We start from the raw sequence: 20,858 nt of genomic DNA, 5'->3' as shown, positions 1-20,858 counted from the left end.
TTAAAAACTTTGTTAATTACCCTAACATGTGCTGTTCAATTTTCTACTTTTTCCCCATTTTTATAGACATAACTTGGTTTATACATCGTTACTAGCTCTTCTGCCATCGTTGGATGCACGGCCATTGTTTCATCAAAGATATCTTTTGTCAGCTTTCCCTTGAGGGATATGCCAATGAGCTGCGCCATCTCACCAGCGTTCTCTCCTAAAATATGAGCTCCCACCACAATCCGGCTTTCACCATCGACAATAAGCTTCATAAACATTTTTTCTGAGCTTCCAGAAAGAACATTGCGCATAGGAGAAAAAACTGTACGATAAATCTCAAGATGCTTATAACGATGGCGTGCTTCTTCTTCTGAAAAACCAATCGTTCCAATCTCAGGCTGTGAAAAAACTGCTGTCGTGATTAAATCATAATCAGGTATTGTGGGTGTATTCTCAAACGCCGTCTTAACAAAACACATCGCATCATGAATCGCAACAGGTGTTAATTGAACATGACCTGTTACATCACCAACAGCCCAAATATGGGGTACAGTTGTTGTCATTCTTTCATCAACAACAACCGCTCCAAATCCATCTACTTGAACACCTGCCCGCTCGAGTCTTAAACCCGTTGTATTTGGCACACGCCCTGTAGCCAACATAATCTGATCAGTGCTGATCGTTTGCCCATTTGATAGAACAACGTCATAACAATTCTCTCTCGCTTGGACTTCAGAAACTGTTACTCCATAAATAAGAGAAATTCCTTTTTCGATCATTGCATCATTAAGCAACTGGCGCAAATCATAGTCAAAATTACGAAGGATTAAATCACCACGATGAAGTAGCGTTGTTTTGACACCTAATTCATGAAAAATGTTAGCAAATTCAACACCAATATAGCCACCACCAACAATGACTATCGACTTTGGAAGTTCTTCAAGATCAAAAATTTCATTCGAAGTAAGACAAAAATCACCACCTTTTATTGCAGTGTTTGACGCAACTTTTGCCCCTGTTGCGATTAAAATTTTTTCCGCTCTAACCCGCTCACCTGTTGCAGAGAGCTCTAATGTATGATCATCCACAAAAACCGCACGGCTTTCATAAATATGAACATTATTGTTTTGTAATCCCTTGCGATAAAGCCCTTCTAATCTTGATATTTCTTTATTTTTAGCCGCAACTAATTTTTTCCAGCTAAAAACTGGGTCAGCATATTCCCATCCAAAACCAACGCTTTTACTGAACTCTTTTGCATATTGTGAAGCATAAACATATAATTTCTTGGGAACACAACCACGAATAACGCACGTTCCTCCTATACGATATTCTTCTGCTATAGCGACACGTTTACCAAGTCCTCCGGCAAGGCGTGCAGCACGCACTCCACCAGAACCACTTCCAATAACAAATAAATCAAAGTCAAAAGATCCCACGAATTAGTCCTTTTCACACGCCTAAAATAATAGAGTATGGTCATTTATTATCAAACAAAAGTCTTTTTTATTTTCAAGCACTCTTTTTTCTATAAAGCAACTCCCTGCAAAACGTTCCTTTTATTAAAAACGGCGGAAAACCGCCGCTTTTTTAACACAAAAATCACACATTCATTGGAATGAAATCAATCAAATTATTTTTGATTTTCTGAAGTGTTTGATTTCATAGGCGTAGAAGTATTTGACTTCGTAGGCGTAATGGAATTGTTCAAATTCAGTGTTTCAGACATCTCTTTTTTTACATTTTTTATAAGATCCTGCATAAGAGAAGAACGCCATGTATCAAATGTAGAATAAGCATCACGCGCAATATTTGGAACTTCTGTTAAAAACTTTTTACCAGTATCCGAACTATAAAATGCTGTAATGGCATCAAGTTCTTGTTGAGTAAAATATTTTGCATATACGTGAGCAATCTCTTTTTCTAAATCAGAGCGCCGTTTAGCCAAAGCAAGCGCTTGCTTGTCTACAATATCAGAAATAGCAGTTGCTAAATTAGGATCATCGCTGATGAGTTCATTTTTGAGATCATGTGCCGCATTCGGTAAAAAATTATCAAATTGATCCGTTGCGCGAATAGCACTTATAGCCTTTCTAGCCGAATCTAAATGCTGTTCACTCACACCTTGTGCATAAACCATTCCAATACTCATAACAAAAACGGCAACCGCACCGAAATATACGACAAAACGCTGAAAAGAAAATATTGTTTTCATTTAATGATTACCCCGATAATTAATTATAATTCAAATTCGTTATTTTATTCAAAACCTTCAACACTCTTTTTATTGTGCTAGCATACCGACATCTAAACCGTTTTCTCTAAAAATTAAAGGATTCTAAAACTTTTATTTGACCATCAGCCATTGCTACAATTGCACGTGAAGCTAGCCCTAAGAAAAGACCATGCTCGATAACACCAGGAATTGCAAGGAGTGCATTCGATAATAATTTGGGCTGCAAAATATGTCCCCAAAATGCATCAAGAATGAAATGCCCCCCATCTGTTTCAAAAGGGTTTTCTCCATTCATTCGTAGAACAATTTCTCCAGAAAGCCCCAAATCATTAGCTACTTTTTCGACAGCTCTATGTGTCACATGTATACCAAATGGGTTGACTTCAATAGGCAATGCAAAGGCACCAAGCGTTTTTACTATTTTTGTTTCATCAGCAATAATAATCATCGTACGCGATGCAGACGCTACAATTTTTTCACGCAACAATGCCCCTCCTCCTCCTTTAATGAGAGACATCTCTGGTCCAATTTCATCTGCTCCATCAATATCAAGATCAAGTTCAGGTATTTGTTCCAACGTAGCAACTGGAACCCCAAACTTACGACAGAGCTGCTCAGAATACAGTGAGGTAGCAACACCAGTCACACGCAAACCACCGGCAACACGCTCTCCAAGGAGGCGAATAAATTCATTTACAGTCGAACCAGAGCCTATACCAAGCCGCATATCATCTTTAACAAATTCAAGCGCTTTAGCCGCTGCCATTTTTTTTAACTGCTGAACATCCATGAATTACTTTGACCTTTGTATCAAACAATAACATTTATTACAGATCGATAAAAAAGGAGCCTATTGCATCAATCTGCTATAAATTTATGCGCCATTTTAGGTAAAAAAGTGTTAATTGTTATAAAATATACGATGACTATAAAATAGAGACATTAACAATTTTATATCTCCGATAAAATTTATTGACATTTTTTACCATCAATAAGCATTTTAACTGAGCTTACAATTGTTGATAAGATATAGTACATACTTCTGGAAAATTATAAATTGTCCAGATATTAAAAAGGTTGGCTGCTTTTTTGAAAAACCGTAACTTATTGGTTTGTTCTGATGAAACTGATAACTTTATAACAAAAATAACAAAGTATCATCATAAATGTATCTATCTTTTTCTATTCTTGTTCCCAGACTAAAGAAGAAGGGAGATGTGGTGATTATACAATTTTTGTGAATATTGTCTGTGCGTATTCCACGGTCTATGAAATCCCTTCGAAGACCAAATAATATCGCCATTTTTGTTCATCATCATACTCCCTCGTGACAAAAAATGTTGAGGGGTAAATATTATTTTTGCTTTCTTATTGCATGCCTGATTATCTCTTGCAAATGCCGTAATTATGATATCTGCCCCTACACATCGATCTGTTACACCACGCAACACAATCACTTTAAAACCATTTTCTAATAAAGATGCACACATATCATTATCACAAATGAACTGCCCCTTAAACGAAGGACCATATTTTGTTGGTTTAATGGTCTCATTTATACGAAATGATTTTTCCCATATAGACGTCGTGAACTTAGAACTATGGTAACGATCGATATATAATTCCTTTTCATGGAGAACACCTACAAGCCTCATATTGTCGGCTATAATCAGTTGTACCGGTGAATGCATCAAGCACACATAAAGACCAGCTAAAATAAAAAGGCTAAAAAAGAACCTGATGAATGTTTTACAAAAAATCAGCCCAACCAAACCTATGCTCAATAAAACCAATGCAGATAATGGCATAAATCCAGGATTTAAATCAGGAGAAATGTCCTTTATAGCGTGAGCAATTTTTATCACAAGATCAACACCAAACCCCATAATTTGAAGCGGTAACCATTCAAGATCCCAAAACATTGCAAGGACGGCTATTAATCCAAAAGGTATGATAAGAATTGATACGATCGGCAAAGCTAAAGCGTTGCTGATAATACTAAAAAACGCAATATTGGAAAAATGATAAGCAGCGTAAATTCCGCTCGCTGTTCCCGCTACAAAAGAAGATGCACAAATTGAAAGTATCGATAAAAATGTAAAATGAATCACTCCACCTCCAACATAAGATGGTGTTATTTTTCTTTTACGGAAAAATGATTTTCCACTCCACCAATCAAAAAATGCAATCAAAGCTGCAGTTGCAGAAAAGGACATTTGAAAGCTTGGACCTAATATTTCATGCGGCTTAACAGCCAAAGTTATCAAACCGGCAATAGCAAAATTGCGCATTGTTACGGCAGAACGATTACATAAAACAGCAACCAACATAACAGCAATCATCACAAAACTTCTCTGTGCTGATACAGCCATTCCAGAGAGGAACAAATAAAAAGCTGTCATCATTAATGCAGCAATAGCTGCAAATTTTTTAGCGGAATAATAAGATGAAAATACTGGAAAAAGTGCCAAAAAACTACGGATGATTACGAGAACTATGCCACTTAATAAAGTCATATGCAAACCTGATATTGATAAAATGTGTGCTAATCCAGCCGTACGTAATGCTTCATTTGTCTCATTTGAAATACCACCTCGCTGTCCTGTTATAAGAGCAGCTGCAACACTGCCCTTTTCTCGCTCAATTGCCATACGGATTCTTTGTGTCATGTTGGTCCGTAAATTTTCAATTTTTTGTAGGAATATATCTAATATCCTATTGGGCTGTGAAACCGATATTTTTATTGGCCTTCCTAAGTAAATTCCCTGGGCTCCAATTCCTTTAAAGTAATTATGAAAACTAAAATCATAGCTTCCTGGACGTACCGGTCCAGATAATGCACGGAGTTTAACTCTCCCATAGAGTCCATCGCCTATTGCCAATCTATATGGTAAATGCCGTGCTAACAAACGAACACGATAAGGAACATGGTGTAAGACTGGTTTTTTAGTCTTCAAAACATCTAAAACCAAATGAGATTGCCCTTTTTGCTTTGACTCAATAGAAACAATTCTTCCTGTTAACGTGGTGACAATTTCGCTGCTCAACATTGGTGTAGACAGACGCCACGTCTCTATTTTTGCAGCGAAAGCTCCTAAGACAATACAAAACATAAATCCCGTGGTAATCCATATTCTCCGATAAACACGAAAAAGATAGAGCATTCCAAGCAAAATACTCATCAGCACACCAAATTGCCCCCAACTTGGCTCTTGCTCTAAACTAAAATAAAAAAGGATACCTATGGAAAAAAAGATCAATATTAGCGAAAAAAGGATTCCTAAAGAGATTTCTTTGTTTATGCAATCTACAAACCACTTCCCTAAAAAAGTTATTGCTTCTTTCAAAGGTGTTAATAAAAAAATCCTTTGTTGGTTACAGCTGTTGCTATTTGCATCAGAAAGATAAAGGAAAGAAAAAGCATCTTTCCATGGAAGATTCACTCTTTTTCTTTTTATCCCGCCGCTTATGGATAAAGCATTCTTAACTTTATTTTGCTTAAACATCTGCAAATTTCCCACTTTAACTTGCAATGCTGCTATTGCACACCCTCTCACCTATGCTAACATAATCTTTCCATAAAGTTCTATAAATAACATCTTAATTTTAAAGGAAGATATCCGTGTCCGTTATTACCCGCTTTGCCCCCTCACCAACAGGCTTCCTGCATATCGGAGGTGCTCGTACTGCTCTGTTTAATTGGCTTTATGCAAAACATACTGGTGGCAAAATGCTTCTACGAATTGAAGATACCGATCGAGAACGCTCAACAGAAGCAGCTGTGAAAGCCATTATAGAGAGCTTGCACTGGATGGAACTGAACTATGACGGTGTCCCTATTTCACAATTTGAACGCGCAGAACGCCATCGCCAAATCGCTGAACAATTGGTAAAAGAGGGAAAAGCTTATTATTGTTATGCTTCTCCTGAAGAATTAGCTGAAATGCGTGAAAATGCCCGTGCAGAAGGTCGCCCACCACGTTATGATGGACGTTGGCGAGATCGTGATATCTCTCAAGCTCCTAAAGATATAAAACCTGTTATTCGTATCAAAACACCCCAAGATGGAGAAACAATTGTACACGACCGTGTTCAAGGTGATGTTCACTTCCCTAATAAAGATCTGGATGATTTTATCATTTTGCGTTCCGATGGCTCGCCTACCTATATGCACGCCGTTGTTGTTGACGATCATGATATGGGCGTAACACATATCATCCGTGGAGATGATCACCTCACAAACGCAGCTCGCCAAGCAATTATTTTTAATGCAATGGGATGGAATATTCCTGTTATGGCACATATTCCACTTATTCATGGTGAAAATGGTGCAAAACTCTCAAAGCGGCATGGTGCATTAGGTGTCGATGCCTATCGATCAATGGGGTATCTTCCTGCCGCTTTGCGTAATTATCTCGTCCGTCTCGGTTGGAGTCATGGTGATGATGAACTCATGTCAATCGAAGAAATGATTTCTTGGTTTGATATTGATGATATTAATAAAGGTGCTGCACGTTTTGACTTCAAAAAGCTCGATGCTATTAATGGACACTATATACGCACGAGCAATGACCAAGACCTTTTTAACGCTGCTCTTAGTATTTTACCAGAAATTGAAGGTGGCTTACAAATAATGGAAAGACTTGATGAACAACTCCGTGCACAATTTTTAACAGCTATACCAAATTTGAAAGAACGTTCGAAAACCCTGTGCGAGCTCATTGACAATGCCTCATTCATTTTTGCACAACGGCCATTACAGCTCGATGAAAAAGCGCAAACAATCCTAGATAAAAAGAGTCAAGCCATTTTAAACGGTATTTACCTTGTCCTGAAAGCATGCTCCTCTTGGGACATAGAAACGCTAGATAAAGCCCTTCGTTCTTATGCACAAACACAAGATCTCAAATTTGGGTCTATTGCCCAACCAGTTCGAGCAGCTCTCACAGGACGCACAACATCGCCTGGTGTTTTTGATGTTCTTATTCTATTAGGGCGAGACGAGTCTCTCAATCGCATCAATGACCAACTTGCAACAACATATACATAATTTATTAACCCAATGAGCATTTGCATATAATGTTTCCACGAGAACTAAAAATCATCTTCTTTCTCAAATTATTGGAATATGTATCTACTAAAATTGCAAAAAAAATATTTTTTAGATTGCATGAACCAACTTTTAGAGTAAATCTACTTTTCAATGAAAGAGAGGAGGAATTTCAATTATATACCTCCCTATCTAGTGATAGCGAAAACTTAATTTTAGGAGCGAGGGATCTGAAAGGAATATCTAATGTCTGAGAATACAGCACACATTACAATAGATAATAAAAAAATAGAATTTCCAATGCGTAAAGGTACTCTTGGTCCTGATGTCATTGAGATTGCATCTCTCTATAAACAAGCTGGAACTTTTACATATGATCCTGGTTTTACCTCAACGGCTTCTTGTGAATCAAAAATCACTTATATTGATGGTGACAAAGGAGTACTGCTTTATCGCGGTTACCCTATCGATCAACTGGCTGAAAAAGGAGACTTTCTCGAAAGCTGTTATCTTTTACTTTATGGTGAACTTCCAACAAAACAAGAAAAAAATGACTTTGATCGCTGTATTATGCAACACACGATGGTGCACGAACAGTTTGCGCGGTTCTTTCACGGATTTCGTCGCGACTCGCATCCTATGGCTGTCATGGTTGCATGCCTTGGAGCTATGTCTGCATTCTATCACGATTCTATTGATATTACAGACCCTCAACAAAGAATGATTGCCTCTGTTCGTCTCATCTCAAAGGTTCCAACTCTTGCTGCAATGGCCTATAAATACAGTATTGGACAAGCTTTTGTTTATCCGCGTAATGATCTTAGTTACGCTGCGAATTTCCTCCGTATGTGTTTTTCTGTCCCTTGTGAAGAATACAAAACCAATCCCGTGCTTACTCGAGCAATGGATCGAATCTTTATCCTTCATGCAGATCATGAACAAAATGCTTCTACATCCACTGTACGCCTTGCAGGATCATCCGGCGCTAATCCGTTTGCATGCATTGCTGCAGGTGTTGCTTGTCTTTGGGGACCAGCGCATGGAGGAGCTAATGAAGCATGTCTGAAAATGCTACAAGAAATAGGGGACGTTAAAAGAATTCCTGAATTTATTGCGCGTGCCAAAGATAGAAATGATCCTTTCCGACTGATGGGATTTGGTCATCGTGTCTATAAAAATTATGATCCACGGGCAAAAATCATGCAAAAAACTTGCCATGAAGTTTTAAAAGAACTGAATATTCAAGATGATCCGCTGCTTGATATCGCTATAGAGCTTGAAAAAATTGCCTTAAATGATGAGTATTTTGTTGAGAAAAAGCTTTATCCAAATGTTGATTTCTATTCTGGTATTACATTAAAAGCTCTAGGGTTTCCAACCGAAATGTTTACTGTTCTTTTTGCATTAGCACGGAGTGTTGGTTGGGTTGCTCAATGGAAAGAAATGATTGAGGATCCAGCACAAAAGATTGGTCGTCCTCGTCAGCTCTATACAGGTTATACCATGCGTGAATATATCTCTATAGATGAACGTATGAATTAAACACAATAACCCAATCAATAAAGCTCCAATTTACTGGAGCTTTATTGTAGGTAATCAAACGCTACAATCTAAAAGTGCATTTACAAACTTTGAGTTTGAAACTCTTTTTAAAGATATCACCTATAGGAATTATACAGAAAATTTTCTCCTGACATTTTTCAATAAATCAAGAAAATTTATAATGCTTTTTAAAATTTAGAAAAAAGAAACAGAAAACTTCAACGTATGTTTCTTGTTCTGCTCAATTAGGCGTATTTCCCATCATACCCTAGATAGATTTATCAGAATTGTCGCGTATTAAACTTAAAAACATTAAGAATTTTGCTAGCTTCCGCTAAAAACAGTACTTTAACAAAACTACCAAAACACTCTTGGTAACTACACGCCAAACATTTTTTACGTCTCTTCAGAAAATTTGCAAAAAATGAAACATGCTCATAAAACCTGCTTAAGCCAAAAAACACTTTCCCAATGAAATGCTGCAAGAAGCATTATTGTGTAATGATCACCGCCTCGTGAATGCTTCTCATTATTTGTTAGTAATGCGCTTTTTTACAAGAAAAATATTCAGCTTCTCAAAAAATCAATTTCTATAGATCTTTCGAAGTATCTAAGAATTTTACAATACCAATGATGACAAGAATATTTAACATTTTACTTTTTCTGCTAATAGCTAAAAGTTTCTTTAATATCGAAATTGAATAATTTTTCTTCAAAGTTAAATTATACAATTTAGAAATAAATAATTTTGATAATGATATCGATTAGAATGATAGAAAAATAAAAGACTCATAAATTTTTAAATTGCTCAAAAAGAGCTTACAGATTATAAAAATTTATGATCTTTTCACATTTTTCCGCTTATCCAATAGGAGAACAGAATGAAATTATTAACTATAGCTCTTATAATAAGCGCAACACTGTTCACCCACTCTGCCAATACTCAAACGTTGAAAATTGCCAGTGATGCTTCTTATCCTCCATTTAGTTACATTGACTCAAATAATAAGTTGCAAGGTTTTGATATTGATATATCTTATGCGCTTTGTAAAAAAATGAATGTTGAGTGCACTCTCATCACTCAAAATTTCGAAGGTATGATTCCCGGTCTCCTTGCAAAAAAATATGACGCTATTATCTCTTCCCTTGCTCCTACACAAGAGCGCTTACAAATAATTGACTTTACAGATCCCTATTATCACACAGCATTGGCTGTAGTTGTTAGCAAAGACTCAGAAATTAAAGAGATCTCATCTGAAGCCTTTAAAGGCAAAAATATTGGTGTGCAATCCAATACAACACAAGCTGCTTATGCAGAAGATCATTATGCCTCTGAAGGAGCAAATATTAAGCTCTATCCTACAATAATAGAAGTCAATCGTGATCTCTTGAGCCGTCGAGTTGATATCGTTATCGTTGATAAAATACAAGCTCTAAGCTGGCTTGAAAATGAAGGAAAAGATTGTTGCCAGCTTCTAGGAACTCTGGAAGAAGCGAAATTTCCCATTGCAATTGCACTGCGTCAAAATAATAATGATCTTAAAAACAAGTTTAATAAGGCGATCAAAGAAATTCGTTTGGATGGGACTTATGAAAAAATTATAAAAAAACATTTTACAGTTGATCTTTATTAAAGATCAACTGAAATTAAATGAATTGTTTATCTCTAAACAAATTCACATTTATCAAAAGATTAATTCTTGTATGTTTCTCGATATCTAAGCTTTTTATAAGTTCAATGATTTATTTTTAGCTTCCTGATATCTAAAATATGCTTCGATCTTCAATTGAATAGTCTTTTGTAAAGCTAAATTTTTGGTTCTTGTGAATAAAATAGTAAAGATAAACCATCTCATGAAAAGAATGTAATATGAACAATGAGAGAGCTATTTTGCTGCTACATTTAGCATAGCTGTATTAATGAAAAGATGTTTATCGTTATGATATCAAAATAAACATTCACACATTTTTCATTGCTACCAAAAGAACTTACAGACTATAAAAAACTTATGCCACTCTCATATTAGCTCGCTTATCCAATAGGAGAACAGAATGAAATTATTAACAATAGTTCTTATAATAAGCGCGACATTGTTCAGTCACTCTGCCAATACTCAGACGCTGAAAATTGCAAGTGAAGGTTCCTACCCTCCATTTAGCTACATTGATTCAAATAACAAACTTCAGGGTTTTGATGTTGATATATCTCACGCGCTTTGTGAAAAAATGAACATTGAATGCATTATTAATACTCAAGATTTTGAAGGAATGATTCCTGGGCTTCTTGCAAAAAAATACGACGCTATTGTTGCTTCCCTTGCTCTCACACCAGAACGCTTACAAAAGATTGATTTTACAGATCCCTATTATACCACAGAATTGGCTGTCATTGTTAACAAAGATTCAGAAATTAAAAAGATCTCAGCTGAAGCCTTTAAAGGTAAAAATCTTGGTGTACAATCAAATACAACACAAGCTGCATATGCAGAAGATCATTATGCCTCTGAAGGAGCAAATATTAAGCTCTATCCTACAACAATCGAAGTGAATCGTGATCTTTTAAGCCGTCGGCTTGATATCGTTATCGCTGATAAATTACAAGCATCAAACTGGCTCAAAAATGAAGGAAAAGATTGCTGCCAACTTCTAGGAACTCTGGAAGAAATAAAATTTCCTATTGCAATTGCACTCCGTAAAAATAACAAGGATCTTAAAAACAAATTTAATAAGGCGATCAAAGAAATCCATTTGGATGGAACTTATGAAAAAATTATGAAAAAATATTTTACAGATGATATTTATTAAATATCAGTTGGACTAAAGTTAAAAAAACTGTCTAACTCTTTGTGAGGAGTGTAAACATGATTGAAAATTTAACATTGCTATCATTTAGCAATGGGGGATGGGGGGTGGTCATACTTTCTAGCGCAGGCATGACTTTATCATTGGCTTTATGCTGCGGGCTCTTAGGGCTTCCTCTAGGACTTCTCAATGCATTGATGATTCGTTCTAATATTAAAATCGCTAAAGCTATAGCAACTCTCTTTTCATCAGTATTTCGTGGTTTACCAGAACTTTTAACCTTATTTTTAGTATACTATGGATTGCAAAATAGTATTCAAATCATCCTTGATTATTTTAATATTGAAATCATGTTTAGTATTAACGCTTTTGTCGCTGGCGTTCTCGCTCTCAGTATGGTTCTTGCAGCCTTTTCTTGTGAGGTTTGGCTTGGAGCGTTCAACATTTTTGATAAAGGACAATATGAAGCGGCTAAAGCTTTAGGACTTTCGAACTCGACCACGTTTTTTCGTATTGTCTTTCCTCAGCTCATCCGAAATGCTTTGCCAGGACTTTCTAATAATTGGCTTACTTTACTCAAAGATACATCGCTCGTGTCAACCATTTCCCTTGTTGATCTCATGCGACAAACAAATTTAGCAGTTGCAGCCACCGATAAACCTATGTTGTTTTATCTTGTTGCATGTTTACTCTATTTATTATTTTCAGCGTTGTTTTCTACACTCCTGCGCTGTTTTGAAATATACACTCAAGCAGGATATCGAAAGGTATTGAGCTGATGATTCCTGAATGGCTTCATTTCCTTTTTAATCCTACTCTTTTGAACCGTTATGGTCCAAAATTTATTGATGGCTTTATTGTTACTTTTGAGCTTGTTTTTATTGCTTGCTCCATTGGTTTTTTTCTTGGTATGCTTATCGCATTTTTACGTTTGTCAAATAATAAGTTTTTACGATACCTTGGAGAGATTTATGTCTATTTTTTCCGCGGATCTCCTTTATTAGCCCAACTGTTCCTCTTTTATTACGGCCTTGGTTCAATGAATAACTTCTGGCAACAGGTTGGTTTATGGTGGTTCTTTCAAAATGCGTGGTATTGTTGTCTTTTCGTTTTTTCACTCAATTCTGCTGCCTATCAATCTGAAATCTTTAAAGGAAGTTTTCTCTCTGTAACAACTGGACAACGTGAAGCATCAAAAGCTTTAGGATTAAGCAGTTCGGTAACATTTTTTAGAGTTATTCTTCCACAAGCCATGATCGTAGCATTACGCCCTTTGGGAAATGAAGTTATTTTAATGATTAAATCTAGTGCTATTGCTTCACTCATTACTGTTTATGATTTAATGGGAATTGCCAAACTAACTTATTCACGTACATTCGATTTTCAAATTTATGTTTGGGCTGCACTTATCTATCTTCTTATCGTTGAACTTATTCATCGTTTTATTGTTTTTATCGAACATCGTTTAACCCGATATTTACGGTAAATAAAGTGCACGAAAACCTCTATAAAATCAAAATGTTAAACTAATCAATTTGCTAATGAAAGAATACCACAAGATGAATTTTGAAAAGAATAAATCTGATCATACTACTCAAAATTCTGTAATTTCTATTCGGAATTTAAATAAATGGTACGGAAATTTTCAAGTACTCTATGATATTAACTTCGAGGTAAAAACTGGCGAACGCATCGTTATCTGTGGGCCTTCCGGATCAGGAAAGTCAACTTTGATTCGTTGTATTAATCAATTGGAAAAGGCACAAAAAGGTTCAATTTGCATCCATAACATTGATATTCATGCTGCCCCTCTATACCAGCAAAAAAATGTTCTCCGTAAAATAGGAATGGTCTTTCAAAATTTTAATTTGTTTCCTCATATGAGCGTTATACAAAATTGTATTTTAGCACCTATGGCAGTTCAAGGACTTTCTAAAAAACAAGCAAAAGAACGAGCAATTCGTTATCTTACTAATGTTGGCATTGAACAACACTGTGAAAAGTACCCTTTACAACTCTCTGGCGGGCAACAACAGCGTGTTGCAATTGCCCGTGCACTTTGTATGGAACCTGAAGTAATGCTTTTTGATGAGCCAACATCGGCTCTTGATCCAGAAAGTGTTGGAGAGGTTTTAGAAGTTATGGTTCAATTGGCAAATACAGGTATAACTATGCTCTGTGTTACCCACGAAATGGGCTTCGCACGTGAAGTCTCAGAAAGAATACTCTTTTTAGAAAATGGAAAAATTATTGAAGATACAGCATCTAACGAATTTTTTACCAATCCTAAAAGCCAACGTGCTTATGATTTTCTTTCTAAAATTAAACACTAATATTAATATTATTTGGTTGATACAATTTTAGCTCTTTCTTTTAGAAGAGTGATGATTGTCTGCGCACCAATAACTCCCGGTGGTAACTCAATTTTCATTTTTTGTTCTACCATCTCAAATGCGTCGAGTTGTGCCTGTCTCACTAAAGGGTTATACAAAAGCCGTTCTATCTGCCTTGCTAATACGCCAGGACGTAAAAATTCATTAAAATATTCTGGAACAATAGGTTGATCAGAAATAATATTGGGAAGAGCGCCTGTCCATAACGTTATTTTGGGAAAAATGAATAATTTAGAAAAAAAATCAAGTTTATAGCAAAGAACCATAGGAACTTTTGCTAATGTTAATTCGAGTGAAACCGTACCATGTGACGCAAGTGCAGCATCTGCTTGTGCAAAAGCACGCCATTTTTCATCTTCACTAACAACAATTTCTACTTTACTTTTCCAGCCTTCTACAAAATCACGAATTCTATCCACTAAATGTGGCAAAGTTGGCAAAATAATACGCAAATGAGGGTTACGTTGTACAAGAATTTCTACTGTTTCTCGAAAAATCGGCATTAAAGAACGAATTTCTGAATTGCGTGATCCTGGTAGGATAACTAGTGTAGGCGATGATGCTTGTTCACCAGACAAGTGTGTTTTTTCTGATAGGCGCCTTTTTTCTGATTGAACAGTCAAAAGTGGAGGGTGCGTTAAAAGACGATGACCAACATAAGTAGTATCAGGACCTTCCAAGTCCCTCATAATTTTTTCTTCAAAAGGAAAAATTGCTAAAACATGATCAACAAATTTGCGCATAGCTTTAGCACGCTCTGGACGCCATGCCCAAACAGTTGGTGCAACGTATTTAATAATAGGAATAGAAGGTGCTAAAATACGCACCTTTTTTGCAACGCGATGGGTAAAATCAGGACTATCAATAATAATGAGACAATCAGGTTGCTCTTGTGCGATAAATTTAGACAAATTACGAATATGCATCAGTAATGAAGGCAATTTTTTCAATACTGCACCTAAACCTACTAACGCGATATCATGAGAATCAAAAAAACTGTCTAAACCTAATTCCTTTAAATGCCTTCCACCAACACCAATCAACTGAATGGTGCACCCTGTCTGTTGTGATAAACAAGAAATCAAATCTGCCCCAAGAAAATCACCAGATTCCTCACCTGCAACAACAGCAATTTTTAAGAAATTATTATCACTCATGATCAGACCTCACAAAAGTTTCTATGAAAAGTGAGTGTTTGTCAGCTTTTTCTATCGTTTCCTTTGCTGCTAATATTAGGCTTCTATTCGCTTCCACAGCAATGCCAGATAATCCACCTTTTGCAGCATTCACTACCGTCATAGGTCCAATTGATGGCAAATCAACACGATGATCTTGTTGTGGTTTTGCACATTTAACAAGAACACCACCTTTAGGCGGTATTTGCTGTCTTTCTCGCATTTCACAAACTCGCCACAGCATATTATCAGTCCCCTCCGCTCCTTCTACCGCAACCACTCTTCCATTGACAGCTACAGCTGCTTGCCCAATATCTAATCGACCTAAAAGCTTCGCTGCTTCAGCTGCCAATAAAATATCTCTTCTTTCTTTTAGAGAAGCATGTCGCACTGTTAGATCAAATTGCATTGGAGCCAAGAGGTCTGGTACTATCTCGTGGGCACCAAGTACACAAAAACCATACCCTTCAATAATCCGTATAAAAGCCTTCAATAAAGTATCATCACCTCTCGTTAAAGCCACGAATACCTTAGGTAAAGCTAAAAGGGTTGTCCAATCGAGCTGCAACTGTTTAAGAAGTGGGCGTTTCTTTACACCACCTGCTAAAACAATATTACGAATTTTCGCTGCTTTCAAGATTTTAATGAGTCGGGCTAACTCTACAATTGATAACTCACAATGCTCATAGCGATAAAGTGCGGTATCCGCCTCATCACGTAAAAGTACGAGAAAAGGGTTTTGTCCATCTTTCTCAAGAGCCTGAGCAACAGTGATAGGTAAAATGCCATTTCCTGCTATAATAGCAGTACGACCGGAAAGAAAACTTCTTGCATGAGAATCAGTCATGTTTAATTCCTATTTTCTTTTAGTTCATCACCTTAAAATTTTGGTGTACAATAGAATCGCTTTCCTTTTTCCTTAATAAAATTAACGACATCAACAACAGATTGAGAAGTCGAATAGACAGAAGCAACATCGCTCACACGCTCTTTGAAAGGTTTACTGCGATCAAAAAGCATGACAAACGCGTGACGGAGTGCATGAATATCTTTACGCTCAAGCCCTGCACGTTTCATGCCAATAATATTTAAACCAACAAGTTTTGCCTGTACACCAACAGCTGTCCCATAGGGAATTAAATCGCCAACCAGTGCAGAGACACCACCAATGAATGCGTGATGCCCAATACGAACAAATTGATGAACAGCGGCACCACCACCAATAATAACATAATCACCAACAGTAACATGACCAGCGATCATGGCATTATTTGCAAATGTTACATGGTCCCCTACATGACAATCGTGAGCAATATGCGCATAACAAAAAAACTGGCAATTATCACCAACAATTGTCATGCCCACACTCGAATCAGAGCCTCTATGCATTGTTACGCCTTCACGAATCGTACAATTTTTGCCAATAGAAAGCTTTGTATGACCTCCCTTATGTTTATTATTTTGCGGATCTGCCCCTAAAACTGCATGTGCAAACACTTTACTATTAGCTCCTAAGGTTGTATTCCCTATTACTACAACATGACTCATCAAGCTGCATCCATCGCCTATAACAGCCTCTGAACTAATATGACAAAATGGTCCAACTTGTACATTCTCACCAAGCTGTGCTCCTTTCTCTACAAGAGCAGTTGAATGGATTTTTGTACCGGACATTTTTATATTCCCATCGATCTTATTTATGCTTTTTCGATAATCATCGCAGCAATTTCCGCTTCAGCAACGCAGACATCCTCTACTTTTGCAACACACGAAAAACGCCGCATACCAGACCTCTTTTTCAAAAGATGAACATAAATCTTTAGCTGATCACCAGGAACAACCGGCTTACGGAATTTCGCGTTATCAACAGTCATAAGATAAACTAAATTTGTTTGCTTATTCCCTAATTGTAAAAGTGAAATTGCCCCAGCTGTTTGAGCCATAGCCTCTAGAATCAAGACCCCAGGCATAACCGGTTTTGCAGGAAAATGTCCCATAAAATGGGGCTCATTAATCGTTATATTTTTAATACCAATAGCTTCTTGCTCACCATCAATTTCAATTATGCGATCAATCAATAAAAATGGATAACGATGCGGTAATATTGATAGCAATTTTTCAATATCTATAGACTCTAAATTTTTAATTTCGTCGGTGTTGGTCATATTAGCGTTTCTCCTTTTTAACTTTACCAATACTACGCAACGCCGCCACTTCACGGAACCACTGCTTAAGTGGCCGTGCTGGACTTCCTCCCCATTTTTCTCCATCCGGAATGTCATTCATAACTCCACTACGAGCAGCAATCTGAACATATTTGCCTATTACGATATGATCTGCTACCCCGACGCTCCCACCAAGTTGAGACATGTCACCTATTGATGTACTTCCAGCAATTCCGCATTGCCCAGCAATAAGGCAATATCGTCCAATCTTTACATTGTGAGCAATCTGTACAAGATTGTCGATCTTGCTCCCTTCACCAATAATGGTGTCCTCAAGTGTTCCCCGATCAATCGCTGTATTCGCACCAATCTCTACATCATCTTTGATAATAACACGGCCAAGCTGTGGAATCTTTTCAATTCCAGAAACACCACCAACATACCCAAAACCATCTTGCCCAATGCAAACACCAGGATAAATTTGAACCCTATCACCTATTAAAGAACATTGAATTGTTACCTTAGGAGCAATATAACAATCACCCCCAATACGACAATTTTCACCGATTACAGCAGTAGATGAAATAAGAGTGCCTGCACCAATCTCAACATTTCGACCAATAACAGCCCCTGCTTCAACACATACTTCATGCGCCAATTTAGCAGTTGGATGAATATATGCATGTGGTGAAATTTCTCGCTCCCCAAACCAAGGTTTTGGTTTAACAGAATCAGGAAATAAGATGCGACCAATCTGAGCAAAATCACGTTTTGGCGTGGATGTTACCAAAATCGCCATAGATTCAGGAACCTTCAAGGCAATTTCATTCGTACAAAAAACGGCAACAGCAGAACTCCCTACTAGAGCATCAGAAAACTTCCTATGCTCTACAAATACAAGAGAACCCTCTGCAGCGCTCTCAAGTGAAGAAAGAGCACTGATAACTTTGTCAGAAAATTCTGGATTCAGAAGCTTAGCTCCTGTCAACTTTGCAACATCAGCAACGGTCAAACGCCGAGACGGCGTAAAGAAAAATGTATCCGCCATCAAAACAATTTCTCTCCCAGCCTAACCCATTTTTTCTCTAAAAAAAATTCAAATCAGAACTTCGTAGAAATACCAAAATTTAATTTCTGTAGACGATCACCTTCCTGCTTTGTTATTGGCCAAGCATAATCAAAACGTAGCGGACCAAATGGCGAATCCCACATCAAACTTAAACCAGCAGACGAACGCCAAGCACTTTTAGTATGTGTAACAGGAGGCTCACCCTGAAAAACAGGTTGATAATTATTTCCATAAAGTGTTGCAATATCCGCGAATAGAGCACCGCGCAATCCTAAACCTTCAGGAACAACAGGTATAGGAAATTGCACCTCAGCAGTTGCATTCATATATGTTGTTCCGCCTAAGAAATAAACTTCGCCTTTACTAGAAACCTGACGAGGACCTATTCCATTATATTTAAATCCTCGGATCATATCAGTATTTATTTTAAACATATCGAAGATACGAACACCACCTTTACCTATTCCGTGAATATATCCACCCCCGAAAGAAAGCAAACCAACGAGATCCATCTGTTCAGAAAGCGTCTTATACATCATTGCTTTACCAGTTGTCTTCAAGAACTTTGCACTTCCACCAAGCCCCGCATATTCTTGAAGAACACGGACATACCACCCATCATGTGGATTTTTCATATCGTCAATAGTATTATAGGTCAAACCATAACTAATAGATGAACGCTTCCAAGGGCTGTGTTTTGCAGCTTGAACAATTGCACCAGAATATTTTCCGTATAATTCCCTTATGTCAGATTCTTTGTTTAAATCATATTTTTTACCAAAATCATATTCTTCTTGCACATAAGAATAAGCTAAATTAGCAGATAATTGATCATTAATAGGCAACGCAAACCGAAGAGATCCACCTGTTTGTCGTACATCATATGCTTTATCAGCACGATAAGTAGTGCGAAAAATATCAACACCTGCAGATAAACGATAACCTAAAAAATAAGGATCAACAAATGACAGATTGTAATTACGAGATTTTTCTTGCCCAGCACCTAAGCCTAAACGAACATATTGGCCTCGTCCTCCAAGATTACGTTCGGTAACAGACACTTCAAGTGACATACCAGGGCTTGTACCACCTGTTGTATATCCTCCAGACAAAGAAAGGTCTCCTGTTGAAGCCTCAACTACATCTATAACTAAGGTAACCTGATCAGATTGATCCGTTGGAACCATTGAAATATTAACAGCTTTGAAAAAACCTAGACTCTCTAGGCGACGTTTTGCTCGCTGCACTAGAGTTTGATTGTAAGCATCCCCTTCATTTAAATCAATCTCACGGCGAATGACATAATCACGGGTCTTTTCATTGCCGCGGACTTCAATACGCTGAATATAAGCACGCGGACCTTGTTCAATGTTATATAAAATCGAAATTGTATGATTTGCTAAATTACGATTTCCTCGTGGTTCAACTTTAGCAAAAGCATAGCCCGAATCAGCTACCTTATTATTGATAAGTGCAACAGACTGTTCGATGTCCTCTGCACTATAAATATCACCTGGTCGCGTTTTAAGAATCCCTTTTACAGATTGAACGTCAATCCCATCAACATCACTTTCAACCTGAATATCACTAATTTTATAACGAACACCCTCATCAAGAACAAAATAAATTTTGTAGGTATTACTCGTTTCATCAAAGGTTGCTTTAGAGGAAACAACACGAAAATCCGCATAACCACGATTATAATAAAAGCGACGTAAAGCTTCTTCATCAGCGGCTAAACGCTCTTCACTATAAACATCACCCCCCAACAACAATGAAAACATGCTTGAAGATTTTGTTGAAATTACATCTCGCAAACGGCGGCTTCCAAACGCATGATTTCCCTTAAAAACGATATCACTAATCTTTGTCTTCCGCCCTTCAGTAATATTAAATACTACATTTACGCGCCCTTTTCCCAAGTTAATAGTCTGCACTCTTACAGCGACATTATTACGACCAACCGTTTTATAAGCTTCACGAATCGTATTAACATCAGCTGAAAGCTTAGCGGAATTAAAGGGCTCATTTGGTTTTAAAGAAATAAATCGCTTAAGATCAGGATCTTTAAGAGATTTATTGCCCTGAAACAGCACTTGGTTGACCACTTCATATTCTTTGACAAACACGATCAGCTTGTTACCAGCCTGATTCATTTTAACTTCATAAAATAAGCCTAATCCAAAAAGACGTTTTACAGCAGCATCGACATCACCACTGGAAAAACTCTGTCCAATTTTAATGTCCATATTATCTCGAACTGCCTGAGCACTTACAAATTTATTCCCACGAACCTCAATAGAGTGGACCACAGATGCTTGCGCTTCTCCAACCACTGCAATCGACAAAAAGGCTGTCGTTGGAGCAATTACTCCCATACCTAATACCAATAAAGATACTGCATTTAAAAACTTTGAATTTGTAGTCATTGGCTCTTT

17 protein-coding genes are annotated in these 20,858 nt (G+C 37.1%); 7 read left to right on the top strand and 10 right to left on the bottom strand.

The genetic code is table 11. The features are described from left to right. Window positions 1-35: 35 nt before the first annotated feature. From gor to AC0QT1_RS03980, 4 genes are all read right to left on the bottom strand, one after another. Window positions 36-1,427, bottom strand: a complete 1,392-nt coding sequence (gene gor / locus AC0QT1_RS03995) for a glutathione-disulfide reductase (protein ID WP_473201692.1) — start codon at window positions 1,425-1,427, stop codon at window positions 36-38. Window positions 1,428-1,621: 194 nt separating this feature from the next. Continuing rightward, complete coding sequence (locus AC0QT1_RS03990; protein WP_473200950.1) at window positions 1,622-2,203, bottom strand: DUF2059 domain-containing protein; 582 nt, start codon at window positions 2,201-2,203, stop codon at window positions 1,622-1,624. Between the two features lie 106 nt (window positions 2,204-2,309). After that, window positions 2,310-3,014, bottom strand: a complete 705-nt coding sequence (gene rpiA / locus AC0QT1_RS03985) for a ribose-5-phosphate isomerase RpiA (RefSeq protein ID WP_473201691.1) — start codon at window positions 3,012-3,014, stop codon at window positions 2,310-2,312. A 409-nt stretch (window positions 3,015-3,423) separates the two neighbouring features. Next, a complete protein-coding gene (locus AC0QT1_RS03980) occupies window positions 3,424-5,730 on the bottom strand; it encodes a ComEC/Rec2 family competence protein (protein WP_473201690.1) in 2,307 nt (768 codons plus the stop codon). Between the two features lie 116 nt (window positions 5,731-5,846). On the opposite strand from AC0QT1_RS03980, the gene gltX reads away from it, so the two are divergent. The 7 genes from gltX to AC0QT1_RS03945 all read left to right on the top strand — a co-directional run bounded on the left by gltX (window position 5,847) and on the right by AC0QT1_RS03945 (window position 13,951). Then, window positions 5,847-7,274 (top strand): glutamate--tRNA ligase, encoded by a 1,428-nt coding sequence (gene gltX / locus AC0QT1_RS03975; RefSeq protein WP_473200947.1) that lies wholly within the window; start codon window positions 5,847-5,849, stop codon window positions 7,272-7,274. A gap of 246 nt (window positions 7,275-7,520) precedes the next feature. Further along, window positions 7,521-8,816, top strand: a complete 1,296-nt coding sequence (gene gltA / locus AC0QT1_RS03970; RefSeq protein ID WP_473201689.1) for a citrate synthase — start codon at window positions 7,521-7,523, stop codon at window positions 8,814-8,816. Window positions 8,817-9,697: 881 nt separating this feature from the next. Next, window positions 9,698-10,450 (top strand): transporter substrate-binding domain-containing protein, encoded by a 753-nt coding sequence (locus tag AC0QT1_RS03965; RefSeq protein WP_473201688.1) that lies wholly within the window; start codon window positions 9,698-9,700, stop codon window positions 10,448-10,450. A 418-nt stretch (window positions 10,451-10,868) separates the two neighbouring features. Further along, entirely contained in the window at window positions 10,869-11,621 is a 753-nt protein-coding gene (locus AC0QT1_RS03960) for a transporter substrate-binding domain-containing protein (RefSeq protein ID WP_473200944.1), read from the top strand. 56 nt (window positions 11,622-11,677) lie between these two features. Continuing rightward, window positions 11,678-12,397, top strand: a complete 720-nt coding sequence (locus tag AC0QT1_RS03955) for an ABC transporter permease (RefSeq protein ID WP_473200943.1) — start codon at window positions 11,678-11,680, stop codon at window positions 12,395-12,397. Further along, complete coding sequence (locus AC0QT1_RS03950; protein WP_473201687.1) at window positions 12,397-13,104, top strand: ABC transporter permease; 708 nt, start codon at window positions 12,397-12,399, stop codon at window positions 13,102-13,104. Before AC0QT1_RS03955 ends, AC0QT1_RS03950 begins: the two co-directional genes overlap by 1 nt. 73 nt (window positions 13,105-13,177) lie before the next feature. Next, the gene (locus tag AC0QT1_RS03945) at window positions 13,178-13,951 is read left to right on the top strand and encodes an amino acid ABC transporter ATP-binding protein (protein ID WP_473200941.1); all 774 of its coding nucleotides are present in this window, start codon (window positions 13,178-13,180) and stop codon (window positions 13,949-13,951) included. An 8-nt stretch (window positions 13,952-13,959) separates the two neighbouring features. On the opposite strand, the gene lpxB is transcribed toward AC0QT1_RS03945, so the two are convergent. The 6 genes from lpxB to bamA are packed head-to-tail and all read right to left on the bottom strand — an operon-like array spanning window position 13,960 to window position 20,849. After that, the gene (lpxB, locus tag AC0QT1_RS03940) at window positions 13,960-15,168 is read right to left on the bottom strand and encodes a lipid-A-disaccharide synthase (RefSeq protein WP_473201686.1); all 1,209 of its coding nucleotides are present in this window, start codon (window positions 15,166-15,168) and stop codon (window positions 13,960-13,962) included. After that, window positions 15,161-16,033, bottom strand: coding sequence for an LpxI family protein (locus AC0QT1_RS03935; RefSeq protein ID WP_473201685.1), 873 nt, complete (start codon window positions 16,031-16,033; stop codon window positions 15,161-15,163). The genes lpxB and AC0QT1_RS03935 overlap by 8 nt, the downstream gene beginning before the upstream one ends. 32 nt (window positions 16,034-16,065) lie before the next feature. Beyond that, a complete protein-coding gene (gene lpxA / locus AC0QT1_RS03930; RefSeq protein WP_473200938.1) occupies window positions 16,066-16,860 on the bottom strand; it encodes an acyl-ACP--UDP-N-acetylglucosamine O-acyltransferase in 795 nt (264 codons plus the stop codon). Window positions 16,861-16,883: 23 nt separating this feature from the next. Further along, window positions 16,884-17,351, bottom strand: a complete 468-nt coding sequence (gene fabZ / locus AC0QT1_RS03925; protein WP_473200937.1) for a 3-hydroxyacyl-ACP dehydratase FabZ — start codon at window positions 17,349-17,351, stop codon at window positions 16,884-16,886. A gap of 1 nt (window position 17,352) precedes the next feature. Further along, window positions 17,353-18,399 carry a UDP-3-O-(3-hydroxymyristoyl)glucosamine N-acyltransferase gene (gene lpxD, locus AC0QT1_RS03920; protein ID WP_473200936.1) on the bottom strand — a complete coding sequence of 349 codons (1,047 nt, stop codon included), beginning with the start codon at window positions 18,397-18,399 and terminating at the stop codon, window positions 17,353-17,355. 53 nt (window positions 18,400-18,452) lie between these two features. After that, window positions 18,453-20,849, bottom strand: a complete 2,397-nt coding sequence (gene bamA, locus AC0QT1_RS03915) for an outer membrane protein assembly factor BamA (RefSeq protein WP_473201684.1) — start codon at window positions 20,847-20,849, stop codon at window positions 18,453-18,455. Window positions 20,850-20,858: the final 9 nt, after the last annotated feature.

The organism is Bartonella sp. P12B, from assembly GCF_055796185.1.
The sequence above is the reverse complement of the archived record's forward strand: the minus strand, read 5'-3'. Positions and strand labels throughout refer to the sequence as shown.

Coding starts and splice junctions, on each gene's coding strand:
- AC0QT1_RS03990 (WP_473200950.1), bottom strand. CDS start 2,203: ATGAAAACAATATTTTCTTTTCAGCGTTTTGTCGTATATTTCGGTGCG.
- rpiA (WP_473201691.1), bottom strand. CDS start 3,014: ATGGATGTTCAGCAGTTAAAAAAAATGGCAGCGGCTAAAGCGCTTGAA.
- AC0QT1_RS03980 (WP_473201690.1), bottom strand. CDS start 5,730: ATGTTTAAGCAAAATAAAGTTAAGAATGCTTTATCCATAAGCGGCGGG.
- gltA (WP_473201689.1), top strand. CDS start 7,521: ATGTCTGAGAATACAGCACACATTACAATAGATAATAAAAAAATAGAA.
- AC0QT1_RS03965 (WP_473201688.1), top strand. CDS start 9,698: ATGAAATTATTAACTATAGCTCTTATAATAAGCGCAACACTGTTCACC.
- AC0QT1_RS03960 (WP_473200944.1), top strand. CDS start 10,869: ATGAAATTATTAACAATAGTTCTTATAATAAGCGCGACATTGTTCAGT.
- AC0QT1_RS03955 (WP_473200943.1), top strand. CDS start 11,678: ATGATTGAAAATTTAACATTGCTATCATTTAGCAATGGGGGATGGGGG.
- AC0QT1_RS03950 (WP_473201687.1), top strand. CDS start 12,397: ATGATTCCTGAATGGCTTCATTTCCTTTTTAATCCTACTCTTTTGAAC.
- AC0QT1_RS03945 (WP_473200941.1), top strand. CDS start 13,178: ATGAATTTTGAAAAGAATAAATCTGATCATACTACTCAAAATTCTGTA.
- lpxB (WP_473201686.1), bottom strand. CDS start 15,168: ATGAGTGATAATAATTTCTTAAAAATTGCTGTTGTTGCAGGTGAGGAA.
- AC0QT1_RS03935 (WP_473201685.1), bottom strand. CDS start 16,033: ATGACTGATTCTCATGCAAGAAGTTTTCTTTCCGGTCGTACTGCTATT.
- lpxA (WP_473200938.1), bottom strand. CDS start 16,860: ATGTCCGGTACAAAAATCCATTCAACTGCTCTTGTAGAGAAAGGAGCA.
- fabZ (WP_473200937.1), bottom strand. CDS start 17,351: ATGACCAACACCGACGAAATTAAAAATTTAGAGTCTATAGATATTGAA.
- lpxD (WP_473200936.1), bottom strand. CDS start 18,399: ATGGCGGATACATTTTTCTTTACGCCGTCTCGGCGTTTGACCGTTGCT.
- bamA (WP_473201684.1), bottom strand. CDS start 20,849: ATGACTACAAATTCAAAGTTTTTAAATGCAGTATCTTTATTGGTATTA.